The organism is Streptomyces sp. NBC_00190 (assembly GCF_036203305.1).
Lineage (GTDB): Bacteria > Actinomycetota > Actinomycetes > Streptomycetales > Streptomycetaceae > Streptomyces.
This window is the reverse complement of the sequence record NZ_CP108131.1, coordinates 6,790,226-6,811,878: the sequence shown is the minus strand read 5'-3', so window position 1 is coordinate 6,811,878 and position 21,653 is coordinate 6,790,226. Positions and strand designations below refer to the sequence as shown.

General features: G+C 71.6%; 16 protein-coding genes. 8 read left to right on the top strand and 8 right to left on the bottom strand.

What is annotated here, in order from left to right; translation table 11 throughout:
* Nucleotides 1-51 precede the first annotated feature (51 nt).
* Nucleotides 52-1,689, top strand: coding sequence for an ABC-F family ATP-binding cassette domain-containing protein (locus OG429_RS31960; protein WP_328928724.1), 1,638 nt, complete (start codon nt 52-54; stop codon nt 1,687-1,689).
* Nucleotides 1,690-2,010: 321 nt separating this feature from the next.
* Complete coding sequence (locus OG429_RS31955) at nt 2,011-2,271, top strand: hypothetical protein (RefSeq protein ID WP_328928723.1); 261 nt, start codon at nt 2,011-2,013, stop codon at nt 2,269-2,271.
* Between the two features lie 73 nt (nt 2,272-2,344).
* Here the strand turns inward: OG429_RS31955 and OG429_RS31950 are convergent, their stop codons facing one another.
* The 6 genes from OG429_RS31950 to OG429_RS31925 form a co-directional block, all read right to left on the bottom strand.
* Nucleotides 2,345-3,130 (bottom strand): SDR family NAD(P)-dependent oxidoreductase, encoded by a 786-nt coding sequence (locus OG429_RS31950; protein WP_328928722.1) that lies wholly within the window; start codon nt 3,128-3,130, stop codon nt 2,345-2,347.
* Entirely contained in the window at nt 3,127-4,323 is a 1,197-nt protein-coding gene (locus OG429_RS31945) for an MAB_1171c family putative transporter (RefSeq protein ID WP_328928721.1), read from the bottom strand. Before OG429_RS31945 ends, OG429_RS31950 begins: the two co-directional genes overlap by 4 nt.
* Nucleotides 4,313-4,753, bottom strand: a complete 441-nt coding sequence (locus OG429_RS31940) for a hypothetical protein (RefSeq protein ID WP_328928720.1) — start codon at nt 4,751-4,753, stop codon at nt 4,313-4,315. Before OG429_RS31940 ends, OG429_RS31945 begins: the two co-directional genes overlap by 11 nt.
* A 322-nt stretch (nt 4,754-5,075) precedes the next feature.
* A complete protein-coding gene (locus OG429_RS31935) occupies nt 5,076-7,511 on the bottom strand; it encodes a Tex family protein (RefSeq protein WP_328928719.1) in 2,436 nt (811 codons plus the stop codon).
* A gap of 103 nt (nt 7,512-7,614) precedes the next feature.
* Nucleotides 7,615-8,478 carry an SCO6745 family protein gene (locus tag OG429_RS31930; protein WP_328928718.1) on the bottom strand — a complete coding sequence of 288 codons (864 nt, stop codon included), beginning with the start codon at nt 8,476-8,478 and terminating at the stop codon, nt 7,615-7,617.
* 98 nt (nt 8,479-8,576) lie between these two features.
* Nucleotides 8,577-9,968, bottom strand: coding sequence for a glutamate decarboxylase (locus tag OG429_RS31925; protein WP_328928717.1), 1,392 nt, complete (start codon nt 9,966-9,968; stop codon nt 8,577-8,579).
* A gap of 576 nt (nt 9,969-10,544) precedes the next feature.
* On the opposite strand from OG429_RS31925, the gene OG429_RS31920 reads away from it, so the two are divergent.
* On the top strand, nt 10,545-12,080 hold the full coding sequence (locus tag OG429_RS31920) for a M1 family metallopeptidase (protein WP_328928716.1): 1,536 nt from the start codon (nt 10,545-10,547) through the stop codon (nt 12,078-12,080).
* A gap of 5 nt (nt 12,081-12,085) precedes the next feature.
* Here the strand turns inward: OG429_RS31920 and OG429_RS31915 are convergent, their stop codons facing one another.
* Nucleotides 12,086-13,012, bottom strand: coding sequence for an oxygenase MpaB family protein (locus tag OG429_RS31915; protein ID WP_328928715.1), 927 nt, complete (start codon nt 13,010-13,012; stop codon nt 12,086-12,088).
* A gap of 197 nt (nt 13,013-13,209) precedes the next feature.
* Here OG429_RS31915 and sph point away from each other — a divergent pair, with 197 nt between their 5' ends.
* Nucleotides 13,210-14,196 (top strand): sphingomyelin phosphodiesterase, encoded by a 987-nt coding sequence (sph, locus tag OG429_RS31910; RefSeq protein WP_328928714.1) that lies wholly within the window; start codon nt 13,210-13,212, stop codon nt 14,194-14,196.
* A gap of 58 nt (nt 14,197-14,254) precedes the next feature.
* Here sph and OG429_RS31905 read toward each other — a convergent pair whose 3' ends face one another.
* Nucleotides 14,255-16,096 (bottom strand): AMP-dependent synthetase/ligase, encoded by a 1,842-nt coding sequence (locus tag OG429_RS31905; RefSeq protein WP_328928713.1) that lies wholly within the window; start codon nt 16,094-16,096, stop codon nt 14,255-14,257.
* 94 nt (nt 16,097-16,190) lie between these two features.
* Here OG429_RS31905 and OG429_RS31900 point away from each other — a divergent pair, with 94 nt between their 5' ends.
* The 4 genes from OG429_RS31900 to OG429_RS31885 all read left to right on the top strand — a co-directional run bounded on the left by OG429_RS31900 (nt 16,191) and on the right by OG429_RS31885 (nt 21,603).
* Nucleotides 16,191-16,919, top strand: a complete 729-nt coding sequence (locus tag OG429_RS31900) for a MerR family transcriptional regulator (RefSeq protein WP_328928712.1) — start codon at nt 16,191-16,193, stop codon at nt 16,917-16,919.
* Nucleotides 16,920-17,084: 165 nt separating this feature from the next.
* A complete protein-coding gene (locus OG429_RS31895; RefSeq protein WP_328928711.1) occupies nt 17,085-17,912 on the top strand; it encodes an FAD binding domain-containing protein in 828 nt (275 codons plus the stop codon).
* Nucleotides 17,909-20,635, top strand: a complete 2,727-nt coding sequence (locus OG429_RS31890) for a molybdopterin-dependent oxidoreductase (protein WP_328928710.1) — start codon at nt 17,909-17,911, stop codon at nt 20,633-20,635. The genes OG429_RS31895 and OG429_RS31890 overlap by 4 nt, the downstream gene beginning before the upstream one ends.
* The gene (locus OG429_RS31885; protein WP_328928709.1) at nt 20,632-21,603 is read left to right on the top strand and encodes an antibiotic biosynthesis monooxygenase; all 972 of its coding nucleotides are present in this window, start codon (nt 20,632-20,634) and stop codon (nt 21,601-21,603) included. The genes OG429_RS31890 and OG429_RS31885 overlap by 4 nt, the downstream gene beginning before the upstream one ends.
* Nucleotides 21,604-21,653 lie beyond the last annotated feature (50 nt).

The window sequence follows — 21,653 nt, the reverse complement described above, 5'->3', positions numbered from 1 at the left end:
ATCCGGCCATGCCCCTGGGGGCAGTGCGCGCCCGGATAGGATCGGGCCATCATGACTGCAACCCTCGTCGCCAAGAAGCTCACCGCCGCGCACGGTGAGCGCACGCTCTTCGCCGATCTCGACCTCGTCGTCGCGCCCGGCGACGTCATCGGCCTGGTCGGCGTGAACGGCGCCGGGAAGTCCACCCTGCTGCGCCTGCTCGCCGGGCTGGACACCCCCGAGACCGGTGAGCTGCGGCTCTCCCCGCCCACCGCCGCCGTGGGGCACCTCCCGCAGGAGCCGGAGCGCCGGGCCGCCGAGTCGGTACGGGATTTCCTGGCGCGCCGTACGGGCGTGGCCGCCGCGCAGGCGGAGCTCGACGCGGCGACGCAGGGGCTGGTGGACGGGACGCCGGGCGCGGACGACGCGTACGCGACCGCGCTGGACAGGTGGCTGGACCTCGGCGGCGCCGACCTCGACGAGCGGTCCGAGGAGGTCGCCGCCGAGCTCGGCCTCACGGTCGGCCTGGACCTGCCCATGACGGCGCTGTCCGGTGGCCAGGCGGCCCGCGCGGGCCTCGCCTCGCTGCTGCTGTCCCGCTACGACGTCTTCCTGCTCGACGAACCCACCAACGACCTGGACCTGGACGGTCTGGAGCGGCTGGAGCGGTTCGTCAAGGGGCTGCGCGCGGGCACCGTCGTGATCAGTCACGACCGCGAGTTCCTGACGCGGACCGTCACCAAGGTCCTCGAACTCGACCTGGCCCAGCAGCAGATCAACCTCTTCGGCGGCGGCTATGACGCCTACCTGGAGGAGCGCGAGCGCTCCCGCGACCACGCCCGCGAGGAGTACGAGGAGTACGCGGGCAAGAAGTCCGCCCTTGAGGGCCGGGCCCAGATGCAGCGCAACTGGATGGACAAGGGCGTACGCAACGCCCGTCGCAAGGCGAGCGACAACGACAAGATCGGCAAGAACCTGCGCGGCGAGTCCAGCGAGAAGCAGGCCGCCAAGGCCCGCCAGACGCAGCGGGCGATCGAGCGGCTGGAGGTCGTCGAGGAGCCCCGCAAGGAGTGGGAGCTGCGCATGGAGATCGCGGCGGCCCCGCGCTCAGGCTCGGTGGTGGCCACCCTGCGCGAAGCCGCGGTCAAGCGCGGGGACTTCCGCCTGGGCCCGGCGAGCCTCCAGATCGACTGGGCGGACCGGGTGGCGATCACCGGGGCCAACGGCGCGGGCAAGTCCACGCTGCTGGCCGTCCTGCTCGGCCGACTGGCGCCGGACTCCGGCTCCGCCACCCTCGGCTCCGGCGTCCTGATCGGCGAGGTCGACCAGGCCCGCGGCCTGTTCCTCGGCGACGAACCGCTGCTGGAGGCCTTCTGCGCGGCCGTCCCGGACACCGAGCCGGCCGAAGTCCGCACCCTGCTGGCCAAGTTCGGCCTCAAGGCGGCCCACGTCCTGCGCCCCGCGGCCACCCTGTCACCGGGCGAGCGCACCCGCGCCGCCCTGGCTCTGCTCCAGGGCCGCGGGGTGAACCTGCTGGTGCTGGACGAGCCGACCAACCACCTCGACCTCCCGGCGATCGAGCAGCTGGAGTCGGCCCTGGAGGCGTACGAGGGCACGCTCCTGCTGGTCACCCACGACCGCCGCATGCTGGACGCCGTCTCGGTGACCCGCCGCCTCCAGGTCTCCGACGGCAAGGTCACCGAGCTCTAGCCCGACAGGAATGGCAGTCGGCGGCACTTTGCGTTCCCGAGGTGCCAACCGGGGCGTGCGCGACTAGCCTTTGTAGGTGAGAGCCGCAACCGCGGAGCACACTGCCATGGCCGGAGTCTCGCGGCGGCAGGGGTGGAACCTCTGACGCGTGCCTGCTCCGGGACCGTGTGGCGTCCGAGCCGCACCGTGGCCGGACACCTGCTTCCGCATTTCCGGCGGCCCTGTATCCGATCCGTGCCGCACGTTTTTTCCTCGGCGGCCGCGGTTCCGCTCCCGCACACCTCGCAGAGGTGCGAGAGGGTGGAAGGAAAGGGAATCCCCATGCAAGCACAGCGAGCGAAGCGCCTTTTCGCGGCCTCCGCTGCCGGTCTCCTGCTGGCCGGCGGAGCCGCACTCGGCACCGCGGGCACCGCCTCGGCGGCAACCCCGGCCCAGCACGTCAGCTACGTCAACGGCGGCGGCTGCGGCGGCGATGACGACGACGACTGGGGTGGTCACCACAGTGGCTGGCGTCACGGCGGCTGGGACGATGACGACGACAACGGTTGGGGAGGACACGGTCGCGGACACGGCGGCTGGTAGCTGATCCGTCCCCTTCACAGCAGGCCCTGCGCGGACCGGTATCCGGGCCGCGCATCGGGCTGCCGCGGCGGTTTCAGCGCTCGTCCGGCCCGTCTGCCGGGGCGCGCCGGGTGCGGGCCATCCGGCGGGCCACGAAGCCCCTCGGGAGATGGCGGACCGCCAGCGCGTACGCCCTGTAGCGGCGGCCCGTGATGCTCAGCGGGCGGCGCAGCGCGAGGTCCCGCAGCGCCTGGTCCACCACGGCCTGCGGCTCCAGCCAGACCGCCTCGCGCAGCGCGCTGACGTCCATCCCGGCGCGTTCCTGGAACTCGGTGCGCGTGAAGCCCGGGACCACCGCCAGCACGCGGACTCCGTACGGTTCCATGTCCACCCGCAGTGACTCGCTGAACGCGGTGATCCAGGCCTTCGCGGCCCCGTACGTGCCGGTCGGCAGCAGTCCGGCCACCGAGGAGACGTTGACCACCGCGCCCCGGCGGCGCTCGCGCAGGCCCGGCAGCACGGCGTGGGTGAGCCGCAGCGGGACCTTGACCAGCAGGTCGAGCATCCGCTCCTCGTCCTCGACCGGGCTGTACGGGAAGGGCGCGGGCAGCCCGAAGCCCGCGTTGTTCACCAGGATGTCCACGGGCCGGGCCCGGTCGGCGAGCCGCTCGGCGACCGCCGCGAGGCCCGCCTCGTCGAGCAGGTCGGCGGGCAGCACCTCGACCGCCGTGCCGAACTCCCGGCCGAGGTCCCGGGCGACGGACCGCAGCCTGTCCCTGTCGCGGGCCACGAGGACCAGGCCGCAGCCCTTGGCGGCGAAGCCCCGGGCGAAGGCCGCGCCCAGTCCGGCGCTGGCCCCGGTGATCAGTACGGTGGTCAAGACGGCTTCACTTCCCGGCGGTCGGACACGTCACGGTGTGCGGTGTACTCCTGGGCGACGTCGACGAGGAAGCGGGCCTCGTCCGCCAGGTCCCCGCTCTTGTCGGAGGTCTGGATCGCGACGGTCAGCTCCAGGCCGGCCGTCTCGCCCGGCTGACCGGGCAGTCCGTCGAGTTTCGTCCGCCGCGCCTCCTTCAGTACGGAGGCCAGCGCGGCCGCGGTGCGGCGCTGCTCGGGGACCCCGCGGCCGGCGACCTGGCCGCGGGCGAGGTCCAGGGCGCCCTGGGAGACGTACTCCCCGAGGATCAGGATCGCGTCGCGCGTCTCGATGACCTTGCGGTAGACCAGCAGGTTGCGCGGGACCGGCGGCCACAGCAGCTCGACCACCCGCCCGGCCCGCGGCTTGTTCAGGGCCACGTGCGGGACGGCCTGGACCAGGTCGCGCCACAGCGGCCACAGCCGCCACGCGGTGACGATGTCGGCGGCGGTGCGGCGGAAGGTGAACAGCGTCGGCACGAGGATGCCCGCGGCGCGCAGCAGGCCGTGCACGTTCATGATCAGTGGCAGGGCGGGCATCGCCCAGGTGCTGCCGAACAGTGCCTTGAGCAGGTACGCGAACCAGAACACGCCGGCGAGCGCGGTCCCGAGGCCGAAGAGGCGCAGCCCGGCGGCCAGCCCCCGGCTCTCGGTGCGGCGGCTGTAGCGCCAGCACAGTGAGACGCAGATGGTGTTGGCGGTGAGGTGCGCGGAGATCAGCACCAGCCAGTAGGTGAGGGAGGGCACCGGGTCGCCGACCGGCGGCATGGTGTGCGTGCCGTGCGCGGGCGACGCCAGATCCAGCGCGACCAGCGTGGTGAGCCAGCCCGCCGTGGCCACCCAGGAGGCGAGCTGGAGCCGGCGGCGGCCGGTGGCGGAGGCCACGAAGTAGAGGACCGCGCCGGCGGAGAGGACGCCGGTGAGGTTGCGGATCATGCCGATGGTGTGGGCGTAGGAGGCCTCGCGTCTCATCGCGTAGGCGACGACGTCGGGGAGGTTCAGCGTCATCGCGGCGGCGGCGGTGGCGACGGCCAGCCACAGTCCGCGCTGCTGCCGGGAGCGCAGAGCGCCCGGGGCGCGCAGCAGGACCGCGATCCACAGGAACACCACGCTGGGGACCGACAGCCAGTTGCCGAAGGCGGTCAGGTCAGCTGCCATCGTGGCCCCACTCGTAGCCCATGGCGGACTCCAGCCGGGCGAGCGTGCCCCTGGCCTGGAGGGCCGACTGCGGGCCGGCGTTCGCCGTGCGGATGCGGATCATGCTGGCGAGCATCTCCGCCTCCTGCTCCTGGCGGGTGGTGTAGTTGGTGCGCCCGAGCACGGTGGGGGCGCCTCCGTCGGCCTCCTCGCCCTCCAGCGAGTGGTGGCCGAAGAGGATGTGGCCGAGCTCGTGGAGCACGATGTGCTCCCGGTGGAGCGGGGTGGTCTGCGCCTCGTAGAAGACGTAGTCGACGCTGGCGGTGCCGACCCACAGTCCGCAGACGCCGGACTCCGCCGCCTCCTTGGGGAGCGGATGGAGTCGGATGGGGCGGCCGCGCTGCTCGGCTATTCGGCCACACAGCGCGTCGAGTGAAAACGGGTGGGTCAATTCCAGATGGCCGATAATGTTCTCGCACCGTTTACGCAGGCTGAGTTGCCGGTGGGGCATGTGATCCCTCTTCGGACCCTTTCTCGGGCAGCGTCGGTAGGCGTGTGCGGGCATGGGCATGGTGTCCTGTGCCTTCAAGGCGGCCTCGGGGGAATGCGGTCCTGAGGGGAAATGCGGATGCCCGTCCGCCGGGTGACGAACGGGCGTTCCACCATGCCTACAGATCTTGTACGGGAGTTGGCAAGGCAGGTCCCCAGGTGGGGGACCTATTCGGCCAACGCGTACGGAGACCTCACGCGCCGGGGTGGCTGCAAACCTGCGGTCACCGCTTGCGGCGCTCCTCGGGACCGGTGAGGCCGGCGCGTCGCAGGGCGTCGGCCATCGCGCTGTTGGCGGGTGCGGGGGCGGAGGCGCCTCCGCCCTGCCGCTGCCCCTGGCCGCCGCGCTGGCCCTGACCGCGGCGGTCCTGGTTCTTGCCTGCGCCGTCGCGGGTGCCCGCGCCGCCGCGCTGCTGCGGCGGACGGCCGCCGCCCCGCCGCTCCTGCCGGTCCTCGCGCTGCCCGGGCGCACCGGCGGAACGGTCCGCCTCGTCCTCCAGCCGCAGGGTCAGCGAGATCCGCTTGCGCGGGATGTCCACCTCCATGACCTTCACGCGGACGATGTCGCCCGGCTTGACCACGTCGCGGGGGTCCTTGACGAAGGTCTTCGACAGCGCCGAGACGTGCGCCAGTCCGTCCTGGTGGACGCCGATGTCGATGAAGGCTCCGAAGGCGGCCACGTTGGTGACCACGCCTTCCAGGATCATCCCGGGGGCCAGGTCGCCGATCTTCTCCACGCCCTCCTTGAAGGTCGCCGTCTTGAAGGCGGGACGCGGGTCGCGGCCCGGCTTCTCCAGCTCGCGAAGGATGTCGGTGACCGTGGGCAGGCCGAAAGCCTCGGTGACGAACTGCTCCGGGCGCAGGGAGCGCAGTACGCCGGTGTTGCCGATCAGGGCCGCCACCTCGCCGCCCGCCGTCTTGCCCATCGCCCGGACCACCGGGTAGGCCTCGGGGTGCACGGCCGAGCCGTCCAGCGGGTCGTCCCCGCCGCGGATCCGCAGGAAGCCCGCGCACTGCTCGTACGCCTTCGGGCCCAGCCGGGCCACGTCCTTGAGCCCCTTGCGGCTGCGGAAGGGCCCGTTGGAGTCGCGGTGGGAGACGATGTTCTCGGCGAGCGAGCCGCTGATGCCCGACACGCGCGAGAGCAGCGGCGCAGATGCGGTGTTGACGTCGACGCCGACGCCGTTCACGCAGTCCTCGACCACCGCGTCGAGCGAGCGGGAGAGCTTCACCTCGGACAGGTCGTGCTGGTACTGGCCCACGCCGATCGACTTGGGATCGATCTTGACCAGTTCGGCGAGCGGGTCCTGCAGGCGCCGGGCGATGGAGACCGCGCCGCGCAACGACACGTCCATGCCGGGCAGTTCCTGCGAGGCGAAGGCGGACGCCGAGTACACGGAGGCGCCGGCCTCCGAGACCATCACCTTGGTGAGCTTCAGCTCGGGGTGGCGGGTGATGAGGTCACCGGCCAGCTTGTCGGTCTCGCGGGAGGCCGTGCCGTTGCCGATGGCGACCAGCTCGACCGCGTGCTCCTTCGCGAGGCGGGCGAGCTTGGCGAGGGACTCGTCCCACTTGTTGGCGGGCACGTGCGGGTAGATCACGTCCGTGGCCACGACCTTGCCGGTGGCGTCCACGACGGCGACCTTCACGCCGGTGCGGAAGCCGGGGTCCAGGCCGAGCGTCGCGCGGGTGCCGGCGGGTGCCGCGAGCAGCAGGTCGCGCAGGTTCGCGGCGAAGACCCGTACGGCCTCGTCCTCGGCGGCGGCGCGCAGCCGGGTCCGCAGGTCGATGCCGAGGTGCACCTGGATCTTCGTACGCCAGGCCCAGCGGACCGTGTCGGCCAGCCACTTGTCTCCGGGGCGGCCGCGCTCGGCGATGCCGAAGCGGCGGGCGACCATGCCCTCGTACGTCGACGGGCCGGGGGTCTCGCTCGGCTCCTCGGGCTCCAGGGTGAGGTCGAGGACGTCCTCCTTCTCACCGCGCAGCATCGCGAGGACGCGGTGCGAGGGAAGTGCGGTGAACGGCTCGGCGAAGTCGAAGTAGTCGGCGAACTTGGCGCCCGCCTCCTCCTTGCCGTCCCGGACCTTCGCGGCGAGCCGGCCGCGGCCCCACATGCGCTCGCGCAGTTCGCCGATCAGGTCGGCGTCCTCGGCGAACCGCTCGGTGAGGATGGCGCGGGCGCCCTCCAGGGCCGCGGCCGGATCGGCGACGCCCTTGCCCGCGTCCACGAACGCGGCCGCGGCGGCGGCCGGTTCCACGGACGGGTCCGCGAGCAGGCCCTCGGCGAGCGGCTCCAGACCGGCCTCGCGGGCGATCTGCGCCTTGGTGCGGCGCTTGGGCTTGAAGGGCAGGTAGATGTCCTCCAACCGGGCCTTGGTGTCGGCTGCGTTGATCCGCGCCTCCAGCTCGGCGTCGAGCTTGCCCTGCTCCCGCACGGAGTCCAGGATCGCGGAGCGCCGGTCCTCCAGCTCGCGCAAATACCGCAGCCGCTCCTCCAGGGTGCGCAGCTGGGCGTCGTCGAGCATTTCGGTCGCTTCCTTGCGGTAGCGCGCGATGAACGGCACGGTGGAGCCGCCGTCGAGCAGCTCGACGGCGGCCTTGACCTGCCGCTCCCGTACGCCGAGCTCCTCGGCGATCCTGCCTTCGATGGACGTCGTCACGATCGGGTCCCGCCTGCCTTCGTTTGCACTGGAAGGCTGCCAATTGTGGCAGGTGGCCGTGACAAGGGGCGGTAAGCCCGCCAGAGCGCGGCCGCGGGGCCGGTCAGGCCTTGCCGCGCAGGTCCGCCGGGAAGGCTCCGGCCATGACCGCCTTCATCACCAGGGCGCCGCCGAGTTCCGCCAGCCGGGCCAGGCCGGCCGCGCCGAGGTGCTCGTAGGGGGCGGCGTCGAGGCGGTCCGTCTCGGTCTCCAGCCGCTCGCGCAGGGCGGCGCCCTCCTCGGTCAGCGACCCCTCGGCGTCGAGCACACCGCGTCCGCGCAGCCGGGCGACTGCGGCGTCCAGGTCGGACTGCTCCCAGCCGCGGATGGACTTGATCCACTTCGGGGTCATGCCCTTGCCGGTGGCGGTGTGGCTGACCAGGGCCTCCAGCGGGTCCAGGTCCGCGATGAGCAGGGCGGCGAGGTGGCCGTCGCCGCGGTGCTCGCGCAGCAGGGTGGTGGCGTGCCACAGGCGCAGGTGCGGCTCCTCGGGTACGGGGAGGTCGGCGTGGGCCGCGTACAGGGGGCGGGCGTGCCGGGTACAGCCTTCGGTGGCACGTATCGCCAGGTCGGCGGCCTCCGCGAGCTCGGGCGACTCTATGGTCTCGGCGCCCAGCAGCCGGCGCAGGGTGGCGTCGGCGGCGCGCAGCCGGGCGGCGAGAGCCTGTTCGGGCGTGGCGATGTCCCAGACGGCCGGGAGGTGCCGGGCGACGTGGTCGTAGCGGTAGTTGTAGAACGTGGCGGTCACCGTGCCCGCTCCGACGGCGCCCATGGCCGCGGACCGGTGGGCGAGGTTGACTGCGAGGGGGTCGGTGATCCCGAGGCCGGCGAACTCCTTGGTCGTGTCCGGCGAGAAGTAGACGGTGGAGTGCAGCGGATTGATCGCGGTGTGCCAGCAGTGCCGTGCGGCGAGCGTGGGAAGCGTCATGGACGGCAGGTTACCGACTGTTAGGTATGTCGGCCAGTGTCACGCTTCGGATCCGGCCGGCCGTGCCGTGGTGGGCCGGGCCGTGCCGTGCCGTGCCGTCAGTGGTGGAAACCGACGCGGTCCTTCTTGGGCGCGTGGCCCTGCCCGAGGTGCTTGATCGCCCTGCGCATGTCGTCGGCGAGGAGTTCGATCTCGTCCCGGTCGACGCCGTGGCGGACCAGGACGCGCTGGATGACGGTCTCCTGGCGGTCCGGCGGCAGGGGGTAGGAGGGCACCTGCCAGCCGCGCATGCGGAGCTGGTCGGAGAGGTCGTACAGGCTCCAGCCGGCGGAGTCGGGATCGGTGAGGGTGTAGGAGACGGCGGGCAGTGCGCCGACGCCGTCGTAGAGCAGGGTGAAGGGGCCCATCTCGGCGATCTGCCGGGCGAGGTGCTGCGCGGTGTCGGCGCAGGCCTCGTAGACGCGCCGGTACCCCTCGCGGCCCAGGCGCAGGAACATGAAGTACTGGGTGACGACCTGGCCGCCGGGGCGGGAGAAGTTCAGGGCGAGGGTGGGCATGTCGCCGCCCAGGTAGTCGACGTGGAAGACCAGGCCGTCCGGCAGGGCGTTCTGGTCACGCCACAGCGCCCAGCCGACGCCGAGCGGGGCCATGCCGTACTTGTGGCCGGAGGCGTTGATGGAGGCGACGCGCGGCAGCTGGAAGTCCCACACCAGATCCGGGTGGAGGAACGGCGCGATGAACCCGCCCGAGGCCGCGTCGACGTGCAGCGGGACGTCCAGGCCGCTCTCCGCCTGCATGCGGTCGAGTTCGGCGGCGATCTCACCCACGGGCTCGTAGGTGCAGGTGTACGTCACGCCGAGGATGGCGACGACGCCGATGGTGTTCTCGTCGACGTACTCGCGCAGCTGGTGCGCCTGGAGTCCCGTCGCGCCGGGCTCCACCGGGACCTGCCGGAGCTCGACGTCGAAGTAGCGGGCGAACTTCTCCCAGCAGACCTGCACCGGCCCGCAGACCAGGTTCGGCCGGTCGGTCGGGAGGCCGGCGGCCTGCCGGCGGTCGCGCCAGCGCCATTTCAGGGCGAGGCCGCAGAGCATCGCGGCCTCGCTGGAGCCGGTGGTCGAGCAGCCCACCGCGTTGGCGTCGCCGCCCGCACCGGCCGGGGCGTGCCAGAGGTCGGCGAGGATGTTCACGCACCGGGACTCGATCTCCGCGGTCTGCGGGTACTCGTCCTTGTCGACGATGTTCTTGTCCAGGCACAGGTCCATCAGCTGGCGGACCTCGTCGTCCGTCCAGGTGGTGCAGAAGGTCGCGAGGTTCTGCGCGGCGTTGCCGTCCAGGAGCAGCTCGTTGCGCAGCAGCTGGAACACCACCGGCGGCGGGGAGGGCAGGCCGGGCATGGACCGTTTGGGCAGGGGGCGCTCGCTCAGTGGGGACGCGAAGATGTCGACGGCCGGGTCGGCCGCCGGTTCCTGGGCGTTGTGGAGCGCCACCGGTCACCTCACATATAGGTCAATTGGTCCGACTCGGACACTACAGACAGGTCCGGCGGGTGGCATGCGGACCTAGGCCATCCCGGGCGAAACGCTCTCGGGGTTCCGGGGTGCCGGAGGGACGGCCCGGGAGAGTCGACGGGTGTTCAGGGACCCGTGGCCGACCGGCCCGAGCCTGGGTGACCTGGGGAATGCCATGGCTTCTTCCCTGCCTTCCTCCCGCAGTTCGTCCGGCCGGATCCAGCCGATCCGAAGGCGTAGCTACGGCTGCCCGGAGGGGCGTTCCCGTCCTCGGCGCGCTCCTCGGCGTCGGCCACACGTGCACCGGCGGGACCTTGAACCGCCCGCTGCGCCGCAGGCCACGGGCATCGGCCCGGCAGTACCGGGCCGTCGGCGGGGTGTGTCCGACGCGCGGTGCCCCGGGCGCTCTCGCCGCGCTGTCCGGCGGCCCGTGACGGCCGGATGGCGATCGTGTGACAGCGGGGGCCATGGACATGACGTGGGGCGTCACGGGTGAATACGGTCGAACGACAAGGCCCTGAACCGATCTGTCTCCCCTACCACTTGGAGCCATTCGTGCACCGCAAAGTCATCGCCCCGAGCGTGCTCGCCGCCTCCCTGCTGCTGGTGATCCCGGCATCGGCGGCGAGTTCCGGTCCGGGCGCCCCGGGTATCGGCGATCCCTACTACCCGGCCAGCGGCAACGGCGGATACGACGTGTCGCACTACGACCTGCGCCTGCAGTACCAGCCGAAGACGGACCTGCTCGAAGGCACCGCCACCCTCCTCGCCACCGCCAAGCAGGACCTGTCCCGCTTCAACCTCGACTTCGGCCTCCAGGTCAGCGAGGTCCGGGTCAACGGGGCCAAGGCGAAGTTCGCCGCCTCCGGAAGCCATGAGCTGGAGGTCACCCCGGCCAGGCCGCTGGCGCGCAACACCCCGCTGACCGTCGTGGTCAAGTACGCGGGGAAGCCCTCCGAGCTGAAGGTGGACGGCTGGACGGCCTGGCAGCGCACGCCCGACGGCGGTGTGGCGGCGCAGGAGCCCGACTCGGCGGTCTGGTGGTTCCCGAGCAACGACCACCCGCTCGACAAGGCCACCTTCGACGTCTCGGTCAACGTCCCGGACGGCACCCAGGCGATCAGCAACGGCGTCCTCCAGTCGCAGACTTCGCGGCTCGGCTGGACCCGGTACAACTGGCGCTCCAACAAGCCGCAGGCCACGTACCTCGCCACCCTGGCGGTCGGCAAGTTCGACATCACCACCGACAAGACGGCGAGCGGCCTGCCGGTCCTCAACGCCTACAGCAAGGACCTCGGCGACAACGCGGGCGCGGCGCGGGCGAGCGTGGAGCGGACGGCCGAGGCCGCCGAGTGGCTGGAGGGGGTCTTCGGTCCGTACCCCTTCAACGCGCTGGGCGGCTACGTGCCGAACGTGACCGCGGGCTTCGCGCTGGAGACCCAGACGCGGCCGTTCTACGGGCCGCGCCAGTTCCAGAACGGCGCGAACGTCTCGGTGGTCGTGCACGAGCTGGCCCACCAGTGGTACGGCGACAGCGTGTCCGTCGAGGGCTGGAAGGACATCTGGATCAACGAGGGCTTCGCCCGCTACAGCCAGTGGCTGTGGTCGGAGAAGGAGGGCGAGGGCACGGCGCAGGAGCTCGCCGACTGGGCCTACTCCACGCGCCCGGCCGAGGACCCGTTCTGGCAGGTCAAGCCAGGTGACCCGGGTCCGGAGAACCAGTTCCACGGTGCCGTCTACGACCGCGGCGGGATCGCCCTGCAGGCGCTGCGCAACCACATCGGCGACGAGAAGTTCTTCCAGATCCTCAAGGGGTGGCCGGCCGAGCGCGCCTACGGCAACGCCAAGGTCGCGGACTTCGTCGCCTACGCGGAGAAGATCTCGGGCCGGCCGCTGGTCCAGCTGTTCGACACCTGGCTGTACACCCCGGGCAAGCCGGACGCCTCGGCCCTGAACCCCACGGCGCCGGCCGCCACGGCCCGTTCCTTCTCGGCCCCGGCGGCGAAGACGGAGCCGAAGTCCTGGAAGAAGATCGCGGAGACGAACACGATCCACGACCACGAGCACGAGCACCGGAGCGACAAGCGCTGAGTCCGTCAGCGGGCGGCGGCGCGCCATCGGGCCCGCGCCGCCCGCGCGACGGGCAGGTACCGCAGCCGTTCGGGGAGCACCGGTACGAGGAGCCGTACGGCCGTGCTGAACCGCCGGAGCCTGCGCTCCTGGGCCGGGCTCCACTCCAGCCCGACGGCCGCGCGCGCCTCGGGCGGCATGTAGCCGACGGTGACGAAGGCCCGCAGGCGCAGGAAGGCCACGCGCAACAGGGGCCAGGTGAGCCGCAGCAGCAGCCGCACCGGCAGCGAGCCGCCCTCGGGGCGGGGCAGCGGCACATCGGTGGCGACCAGCTCGCGGGCGACCGCGGTCGGCTCGATCTCCTCGGCCAGCATCCGGCGGTAGTACGGCCAGAACTCCTCGACGGTCTGCGGCATGTCCCGGTCGCGGAGGCCGAGTATCCGGCCCACCTGGAGCCACTCACGGTAGAGCTGCCGCTCGTCGGCGGGGCTGATGCGGCGGAAGAGGTAGCGCCCGGAGTACAGGGCGATGGGAAATCCGGTGGCGTGCACCCAGGCGTAGCAGGCCGGGTCGAGGGAGTGGTAGCGGCGCCCCCGGGTGTCGGTGCCCTGGATCTCCCGGTGCAGGCGGCGGACCCTGCGGCCCTCGGCCGCGGCTTCGTCCCCGCCGTACACCCACAGCTGGACGGAGCGCAGCGAGCGCTCGCCGCGCCCCCAGGGGTCGGTGCGGAAGACCGAGTACTGGTCGACCCCGGCCCCGACCGCGGGGTGGGCGACCTGGAGGGTGAAGGCGGCGGGCAGCGTCAGCAGGGACCGGACGTCCCCGGCGGTGGTCCACAGCACCCCGCCGGGCGGGGGCGGCTCGGGGTCGGTGCGGACCCCGGCCGTGCGGCGCGCCGTCCCGTTCACGGGATGCTCCGCAGCGTGCCCCGCGGGGTGCTCCGTCGTGCTCATGAGTCTGCCCCCAGGGTGTAGACCTCGCTGTTCTCCCAGTATGACGGGGCCGCGTGCCGTGCGCCCGGGCCCCGGCGCCCCCACCTTGTCGTGGCCCGGACAGAAAGTCTTGTCATGGGTGTTACCCAGAGGTAACCGTGGCTGCTTGGATGGCGGAGCCGATCTTCCCATCCCCCGCAGGATCGATGGAGACCTCCATGCAGCACACCTCGAACCGCCGCAACCGGGCCGCCGCCGCTGCCGTCGCCGCGGTCGCCGCCGGCGCGCTGGCCGCCACCACCGCGCCGGCCGCCACGGCCGCCGAGTCCGCCACCCCGCGGTTGAGCGTCCTGTCGTACAACGTGTTCCTGATGAGCAAGAACCTGTACCCGAACTGGGGCCAGGACCACCGGGCCGCGGAGATCCCCAAGGCCGCCTTCTACCAGGGCCACGACGTGGTCGTGCTCCAGGAGGCCTTCGACAACGGCGCCTCCGACGCACTGAAGGCCAACTCGGCGGCCCAGTACCCGTACCAGACCCCGGTCGTCGGCCGCAGCAAGTCCGGCTGGGACGCCACGGGCGGCGCGTACTCCTCCACCACCCCGGAGGACGGCGGCGTCACGATCCTCAGCAAGTGGCCCGTCGTCCGCAAGGAGCAGGTCGTCTACAAGGACGCCTGCGGCGCCGACTGGTGGTCGAACAAGGGCTTCGCCTACGTCGTGCTGAACGTGAACGGCGTCAAGGTGCACGTGGTCGGCACCCACGCGCAGTCCACCGACCCGGGCTGCGGCGCGGGCGAGGCCGCGGAGATGCGCGCCCGCCAGTTCCGCACGATCGACGCGTTCCTGGACGGGAAGAACATCCCCGCGAACGAGCAGGTCATCGTGGCGGGCGACATGAACGTCGACTCGCGCACGCCAGAGCTCGCCTCCATGCTCGCGGGCGCCGACCTGGCCGCTTCCGACACGCGCACGGGCCACCCGTACTCCTTCGACACCGCGCTCAACTCGATAGCGAACTACCGCTACCCGACCGACCCGCGCGAGGACCTGGACTACGTCCTCTACCGCAAGGGCAACGCCCGTCCGGCGGGCTGGGAGAACAACGTCGTCAAGGAGCAGTCGGCACCCTGGACGGTCTCCAGCTGGGGCACCTCGTACACGTACACCAACCTCTCGGACCACTACCCGCTGATCGGCCGCTAGGCATCGGCCCCCGTTGCGGTGAGCGGCGTGCCGCTCACCGCAACGGGGGCCTCGCAGGTCACGGAGTCTCGTACGAAGCCTCGTAGAGGCCGTCGATCAGTGCGCCGTACTTCTCCCGGACCACGCGGCGGCGCAGCTTGAGCGAGGGCGTGAGCTCGCCCGACTCCGGGCCCCACTCCTCGGTCAGCACCCGGTACCGCTTGATCTGCTCGGTCCGGTTGAGCCGCGCGTTGGCCGCCTCGACGGCGCGGGCGATCTCCTCCCGGACGGCGGGGTGTTCGGCGAGCTCGCCGAGGGAGGCGGCTTCGATGCCCCGGGCGGCGGCCCAGGCCGGGGCCAGCTCCGGGTCCAGGACGAGCAGGGCGACGAGGTAGGACCGGGCGTCGCCGTGGACCAGGGCCTGGCCGATCAGCGGGTGTTCCTTGACGGTGTTCTCCACCAGCGCCGGGGAGACGTTCTTGCCCGTGGACGTGATGATCAGTTCCTTCTTGCGGTCGGTCAGCCAGAGGAACCCGTCCTCGTCGAGCCGGCCGATGTCCCCGGTCGGGAACCACCCCTCGGCGTCGGCGGCGCTCTCCACCGATCCGTCGGACCGCAGATAGCCGCCGAAGACGGTCTCGCCGCGGGTGAGGATCTCCCCGTCCTCGGCGAGCCTCAGCTCCAGCCCCTCGATCGGCCGGCCCACCGAGCCGAGCCGGAAGGCGTCCGGGCTGTTGACCGTGCACACGCCGGAGGTCTCGGTGAGTCCCCAGGCGTCCATGATGGTGATCCCCCAGCCCGCCCAGAAACGGACCACGTCGAGCGGCATCGGGGCGGTGGCACTCGCCGTCCAGACGAGACGGTCCAGGCCCGCCAGTCCCAGCAGGGGGTCCAGTGCCCGCTCCTTCGCCGTGGCGTACGAGGCTTCGAGCGCGGCCGGTATCGCCTCCCCGCGCTCGCGGTGGCCGGCCCGGCTGCGGGCGAGGTCGTTGGCCGCCTCGATGGCGGCGCGCTGCTCCTCGGGCAGCTGGGCGAGGACGGCCCGGACGGACGCGGCGAGCTTCTCCCACACCCGGGGCACGCCGAAGAACTGCACCGGGCGCAGCTCACGGACCGCGCCGGACACGGCGGAGGGGTCCGCGCACAGCCGTACGTGGGCGGCGCGCAGCAACGGCAGGTAGATGCCGAGGACCCGCTCGGCGATGTGCGCGAAGGGCAGATAGCAGATGTGCTCGGCGTGCTCGGGCAGTTCCACGTGCCGGTCCAGGCGGACCGCCTGGAGCATGAGGTTGCGGTGGCTGAGGCGGACGCCCTTGGGGTCGCCGGTGGTGCCGGAGGTGTAGACGACGGTGAGCGGGTCCTCCGGGCGGGTGTCCTGCCAGGCCTTCTCGAAGGCGTCGGCGCGGTGCAGCCGGGCGCCGCTCGCGTACAGGGAGCCGTACGTGCGGTGCGGGCCCGCCTCGGCGGCGTTCGCCACGACCAGCCGCTCCAGGGGCACGTCGGCGTCGGTCAGCAGCGGCTCCCACCGGGCGAGCTCGCGGGCTCCCTCGACGACGGCGACCCTGGCCCGGCTGTGGCGGGCGATGTGGGCGATCTGCTCGGGCGCGGAGGTTCCGTACACGGTGACGGGGACGGCGCCGAGGTGGACGAGGGCGAGGTCGCTGAGCCAGTGCTCGGGGCGGTTGCCCATCATCAGCAGGACGTGGTCGCCGCGCTCCACGCCGAGGGCGGCGTAGCCGGAGGCGAGGACGGCGGTCTGGCGGCGCACCTCGCGCCAGGTGAGGGTGGTCCACTGGGCGGCTCCGGGGCCGGCCCGCCAGGAGAGGGCGGGCAGGTCCCCGTGCTCGGCGGCGTTGCGGGCCAGCAGGGCGGGGAGGGTGAGCTCCTCGGGTCGTCCGGGCAGTCGCAGGTTCGTGGTCATGGGCAGCTCCTGGCCGTTTCACATCGTTGGTGCGACAGCAATACTGTTGAACCCAAGCTGTGGAGCATGTGGAGCAGAGAGCGAGGCGCAGACGATGGCCGACCAGGCACCCGAGCCGATGCTCACCGTCGACGAGCTGGCGGCCAGGGCAGGCGTCACCGTCCGTACCGTACGGTTCTACAGCACGCGCGGGCTTTTGCCCCCTCCCGTGATCGGCCCTCGCCGGGTGGGCCACTACGGCCCGGAGCACCTCTCCCGGCTGGCGCTGATCGAGGAGTTGCAGCACCAGGGCATGACGCTGTCGGCCTGTCAGCGCTACCTGGACGCGCTGCCGGACGATCTGAGCGCGCACGACCTGGCGATCCACCGTGCGCTGGTGGCCAGTTGGGCCCCGGATTCGGCGCAGGAGGTCTCGCGGGCCGAGCTGGAGAAGCGGGCGGGGCGGACCCTGTCGGACATCGACGTGCGACGGCTGACGGCGATGAACGTGCTCGCCGTGTCGGCGGACGGATTCCGGGTGGACCTGGGGCTGTTGCGGCTGGGGGTCGCGCTGCTGGACGTGCCGATCGCGCACGAGACGATCCTGGCGGCGCGCAAGGTGCTGATGGAGCACACCAGGGCGGCGGCGCACGAACTGACGGCGCTGTTCCGGGACGAGGTGTGGGGTCCGTTCACGGAGGGCGAGAGCGATCCGGAGCGGGTGGAGTCGATGAAGGCGCTGTCCGCACACATGCAGCCGATGGTGGTGCAGGCACTCGTGACGGCCTTCCAGCGGTCGCTGAAGGAGGAGCTGCGGGCGGCGTTCGTCTCGGGCGGGGAATGAGGACACCGGGCCCGCCCCACGAAGCCGGCCCGCCCCACGGACGGCCGGGCCGGCTTCGGCCGAGCGGAAACGGGCCTCCCTGAGTACGCTGGAAAGGAATCTCCGCGCCGGGCCGGTCGTGCCTCGGGCCGTTCACGAATGTCCTCGTGAGGGAGATCGATTCCCATGGACCTCAACACCATCACCGAAGTCGTGCGTCGGCCGGCCGACCACCCGGGCGCGGACTGGCGCGACGGCGACGCGTGGCTCGCGGGCGGGACGTGGCTGTTCTCCGCGGAGCAGCCGAGCCTGCGGCGCCTGGTCGATCTGACCGCGCTGCCGTGGGACCCCCTCGTCCCGAGCGACGCCGGCCTCGAAATCGGTGCCACGTGCACGATCCGCGACCTGTACGCCTTCGTGCCGCCGGCGGACTGGACCGCGGGCCCCCTCATCCCGACCGCCTGCGAGGCGTTCCTCTCCTCGTTCAAGGTCTGGAACTCGGCGACCGTCGGCGGGAACATCTGCATGTCCCTGCCCGCCGGCCCGATGATCACGCTGACGGTCGCGCTCGAGGCGCGGTACGAACTCTGGGCTCCCGACGGGTCGGTGCGCACCGTCGACGCCCTCGACTTCGTGACCGGGAACAACCGCAACATCCTCGCGCCCGGGGAAATGCTGCGCCGCATCGACATCCCGGGGCACGCCCTGCGCAAGCGCCCCGCGCACCGCCGCTTCAGCCTGACCCGGCTCGGCCGTTCGACCGTGTTCCTCATCGGTACGCACACGCCCGGTACGAGCAATCTGCTGCTCACCATCACCGCCGGCACCACGCGTCCGGTACGGCTCGCCTTCGAGACCATGCCCGATGCCCACACCCTGCGGGAGAGCATCGACGCCATTCCCGCCGACGTCTGGTTCGCCGACCCCAACGGGACCCCCGACCACCGTCACCACCTCACACAGCACTTCGCCGCGGAGATTCGTCGCGAAATCATCGCTGGGGGCCCGGCATGACCTACGTCGTCAACGGCAAGAGCTTCGCCGAAGAACCGGACCCCGGCCAGTGCCTGCGCACGTTCCTGCGCGCTCTCGGCCACTTCGGCGTCAAGAAGGGCTGCGACGCGGGCGACTGCGGCGCGTGCACGGTGTGGCTCGACGGCCACCCCGTCCACAGCTGCATCACCCCCGCCTTCCGCGCGGAGGGCCGCGAGGTGACCACGATCGAGGGTCTCGGATCACCCGGCGACCTGCACCCGGTGCAGCGCCGGTTCCGGGACGCCCCGGGGTTCCAGTGCGGTTTCTGCACCGCGGGGATGATCATGACGTCGGCGACCTTCACCGAGGCCCAGAAAGCGGATCTGCCGCGGGCACTGAAGGGCAATCTCTGCCGGTGCACCGGCTACCGGGCGATCGAGGACGCGGTCAAGGGCGTCACCGGCGTGCAGACGGCCGTGCCGGGAAAGGCCGTCGGAACGAGCGTCGGCGCGCCGGCGGCCGACGATGTCGTGACCGGCCGGGCCGAGTTCACGATGGACACCCGCATGGAAGGCATGCTGCACATCAAAGTGCTGCACTCGCCGCACGCGCACGCCCGGATCGTCTCGGTCGACAAGACCGCCGCGCTCGCGGTCCCCGGCGTGCGACGCGTCTACACCTGGGAGGACGTGCCGCGCAGGCGCTTCACCACGGCGATCCACACCGACCACCTCGTCGACCCGGACGACACCTACATCCTCGACGACACGGTCCGCTTCGCCGGCCAGCGCGTCGCCGCCGTCCTCGCCGACACGCCCGGGGCGGCCGAAGAGGGCTGCCGAAAGGTGGCCGTGGAGTACGAGGTGCTGCCGGCGGTCTTCGACCCCGAGGAGGCCATTGCCGAGGGCGCGCCCCAACTGCACGGCTCGGAGGATCCGTTCGTCCGGGATTCCGTCCACAACCTCCTGCTGGAGATCCACTCGCACATCGGCGATGTCGACGCGGGGTTCGCCGCGGCCGACGTGATCCACGAAGGCACGTACTTCTCACCGCGCGTGCAGCACGCGCACCTTGAGACCCACGGCTCGATCGCCTGGATGGAGGACGGCCGGCTCAACGTCCGCACCAGTTCGCAGTCGCCGTCGATCGCGAAGGTCAAACTGTCCTACCTCTTCGCACTGCGCCCGGACCAGCTCCGGGTGTTCTGCAAGCGCGTCGGCGGCGGTTTCGGCGGCAAGCAGGAAGTCATCTCGGAGGATCTGGTCGCGCTCGCCACTCTGGACACCGGGCGTCCCGTCTGCTTCGAGTTCACGCGCGAAGAGGACTTCACCACGGCGTCGCCCCGGCACCCGATGAAGCTGACGGTCAAGCTCGGCGCGAAGAACGACGGCACGCTCACGGCGTTCCAGGTCCGCAACGTGTCGAACACCGGCGCCTACGGCAACCACGGCGGCGAGACGCTGTACGCGGGCGGGTCCGCCGTCATGATCTACCGCTGCCCCAACAAGAAGTACGACGCCTTCTCCGTCTACACCAACACCGTTCCGAGCGGCGCGCTGCGCGGTTACGGGATGACCCAGCCGGCCTTCGCCGTGGAATCGGCGATGGACGAGCTGGCCCTCGCGCTGCACATGGATCCGTTCGAACTGCGGCGCCGCAACATCGTGCGTCCCGGCGATCCGCTCGTCGCCCTGCACGACGGCCCCGACGACGTGATGTTCAACGAGGACGGACTCGCCAAGTGCATCGACCTCGTGGCCGGCGAACTGGCCCGCACGGCCGATCAGCCGTCTCCCGGCCCCGGGTGGCTCGTCGGGACCGGTGTCGCGAGCTCCCTGCACGAGACCGCGCCGCCGACCGAGCACATCTCCGAGGCCTGGGTCACGCTCGGCGACGACCTCGTCTACGAGCTGGCCGTCGGCACCGTCGAATTCGGCGAGGGCACCTCGACGGCGCACGTCCAGATCGCGGCCAACCAGCTGGGTACGACGCCGTCGCGGATCCGCCTGGTGCAGTCCGACACCGACCGCACGGGCTTCGACACCGGCGCCTTCGCGAGCGCCGGACTGTTCGTGGCGGGCAACGCGGTGCTGCGGGCGGCCAACGCGGTGCGCGACCGCATTCTGGAGTTCGCCGCCGCGCACACGGGCGTCCACGTCGTGATGTGCTCGATGGACGACGAGGACGTCGTCTGCGGGGACGAGCGCGTCTCCTTGGCCGAGCTCGTGGCCCTGGCCCGGGCGCGGGGCATCCGGTTCACCGCCGCCCGCAAGGCGTACGGCTCGCCCCGCAGCGTCACCTCCAACGCGCAGGGCTTCCGCGTCGCCGTCCACCAGGTGACGGGCGAGATCCGTGTGCTGTACAGCGTCCACGCGGCGGACGCCGGCGTGCTCATCAACCCCCAGCAGGTCCGGGGACAGGTGGAGGGCGGTGTGGCCCAGGGCATCGGATTCGCGCTGACCGAGAACTTCCAGGTCGACGCGGACGGCGTGATGATCAACCCGAACCTCCGCAACTACCGGATCCCCGCCTACGCCGACGTGCCCCGCACCGACCTGCTCCTGGTGGGCTCGTCGGACTCCGTCGGGGCGATGCGGTCGAAGGGCATGGCGGAATGCTGCATCAACCCGGTGGCCCCCGCGCTGGCGAACGCGGTCCGTGACGCCACGGGCGTCCGCTTCCGCGAGCTGCCCCTGACCCCGGAACGGATCTACAGCCGGCTGGTCGAGAGCCAGTCGGCGCGGACGGGCCCGAGACGATGACCTCCGAGAAGCATCCGGAAACCGCGGCGACGGTCATCATCGGCCGCAAGGTCCGGCCCGGCATGGAGCGGGAGTACGAGAAATGGCAGGACCGGGTCAACGCCGCCGTCGCCGAGTACCCCGGACACCTCGGCGTCGAGGTCTCCCCGCCGACCGACGTGCAACCCGACTGGGCGGTCGTCTACCGGTTCGATTCGGTGGCCCATCTGCAGGCGTGGATGAACGGCGCGACCCGGCAGAGGCTCCTTGACGCCGGCGCGGAGTACTTCGACGGTCCCGCGACCCAGCAGGTGATCAGCGGTGGCGCGCAGCCGACGGATCCGCTCGTGACCGTGGTGGTGACCCACCGCGTCCACTCGGACCACGTCGACGACTTCCTCGACTGGCAACGCAAAATGAGCGAGGAGGAGAGCAAGTTCGACGGCTTCCGCGGGACCGAGATCTTCCGCCCGATCGAGGGCCTTCAGGACGAGTGGACCACCCTGTACCGCTACGACAACGCCGAACACCTCGATGCCTGGCTGACGTCGGACAAGCGGCAGGAGGTCCTCGCCGAGGGCAAGAAGTTCGAGGACTTCAAGATGCGCACGATCGACGACTCGTTCGGCAGCTGGTTCGCCTTCGACGAGAACGGCAAGGAAGCTCCGCCGCCCTCGGAGACCAAGACCTCCATCGCGGTCTGGGTCGGCCTGTACCCGACGGTCGTGCTGCTGACGCTCGCCCTGTCTCCGCTGAAGTGGCCGCTCTGGTTCGGACTGCTCGTGGGCAACCTGCTGTCGAGCTTCATCATGAGCTTCCTCACGATGCCCCACTACGTGAATCGGCTGCTGGGGCGATGGCTGTGGCCCCGGCCGGACGAGTCGCCGGTGAAGAACAACCTCATCGGCATCGGCACCGTCACCGCGCTGACCGTGTTCTGGGTCGTCGTCTTCTACCTCGTGACCCGGCAGTTCTGGACCTTGCCCTGACCGGCGGGGCGCAGGGGAAGGCCGGCCGGGAGCGACCCGGCCGGCCTTCC

What these genes read in the sequence shown, in the direction of transcription:
- OG429_RS31885 (WP_328928709.1), top strand. Translation starts at nt 20,632, where the DNA reads ATGACCTCCGAGAAGCATCCGGAAACCGCGGCGACGGTCATCATCGGC.
- OG429_RS31960 (WP_328928724.1), top strand. Translation starts at nt 52, where the DNA reads ATGACTGCAACCCTCGTCGCCAAGAAGCTCACCGCCGCGCACGGTGAG.
- sph (WP_328928714.1), top strand. Translation starts at nt 13,210, where the DNA reads ATGCAGCACACCTCGAACCGCCGCAACCGGGCCGCCGCCGCTGCCGTC.
- OG429_RS31915 (WP_328928715.1), bottom strand. Translation starts at nt 13,012, where the DNA reads ATGAGCACGACGGAGCACCCCGCGGGGCACGCTGCGGAGCATCCCGTG.
- OG429_RS31945 (WP_328928721.1), bottom strand. Translation starts at nt 4,323, where the DNA reads ATGGCAGCTGACCTGACCGCCTTCGGCAACTGGCTGTCGGTCCCCAGC.
- OG429_RS31905 (WP_328928713.1), bottom strand. Translation starts at nt 16,096, where the DNA reads ATGACCACGAACCTGCGACTGCCCGGACGACCCGAGGAGCTCACCCTC.
- OG429_RS31895 (WP_328928711.1), top strand. Translation starts at nt 17,085, where the DNA reads ATGGACCTCAACACCATCACCGAAGTCGTGCGTCGGCCGGCCGACCAC.
- OG429_RS31955 (WP_328928723.1), top strand. Translation starts at nt 2,011, where the DNA reads ATGCAAGCACAGCGAGCGAAGCGCCTTTTCGCGGCCTCCGCTGCCGGT.
- OG429_RS31930 (WP_328928718.1), bottom strand. Translation starts at nt 8,478, where the DNA reads ATGACGCTTCCCACGCTCGCCGCACGGCACTGCTGGCACACCGCGATC.
- OG429_RS31900 (WP_328928712.1), top strand. Translation starts at nt 16,191, where the DNA reads ATGGCCGACCAGGCACCCGAGCCGATGCTCACCGTCGACGAGCTGGCG.
- OG429_RS31890 (WP_328928710.1), top strand. Translation starts at nt 17,909, where the DNA reads ATGACCTACGTCGTCAACGGCAAGAGCTTCGCCGAAGAACCGGACCCC.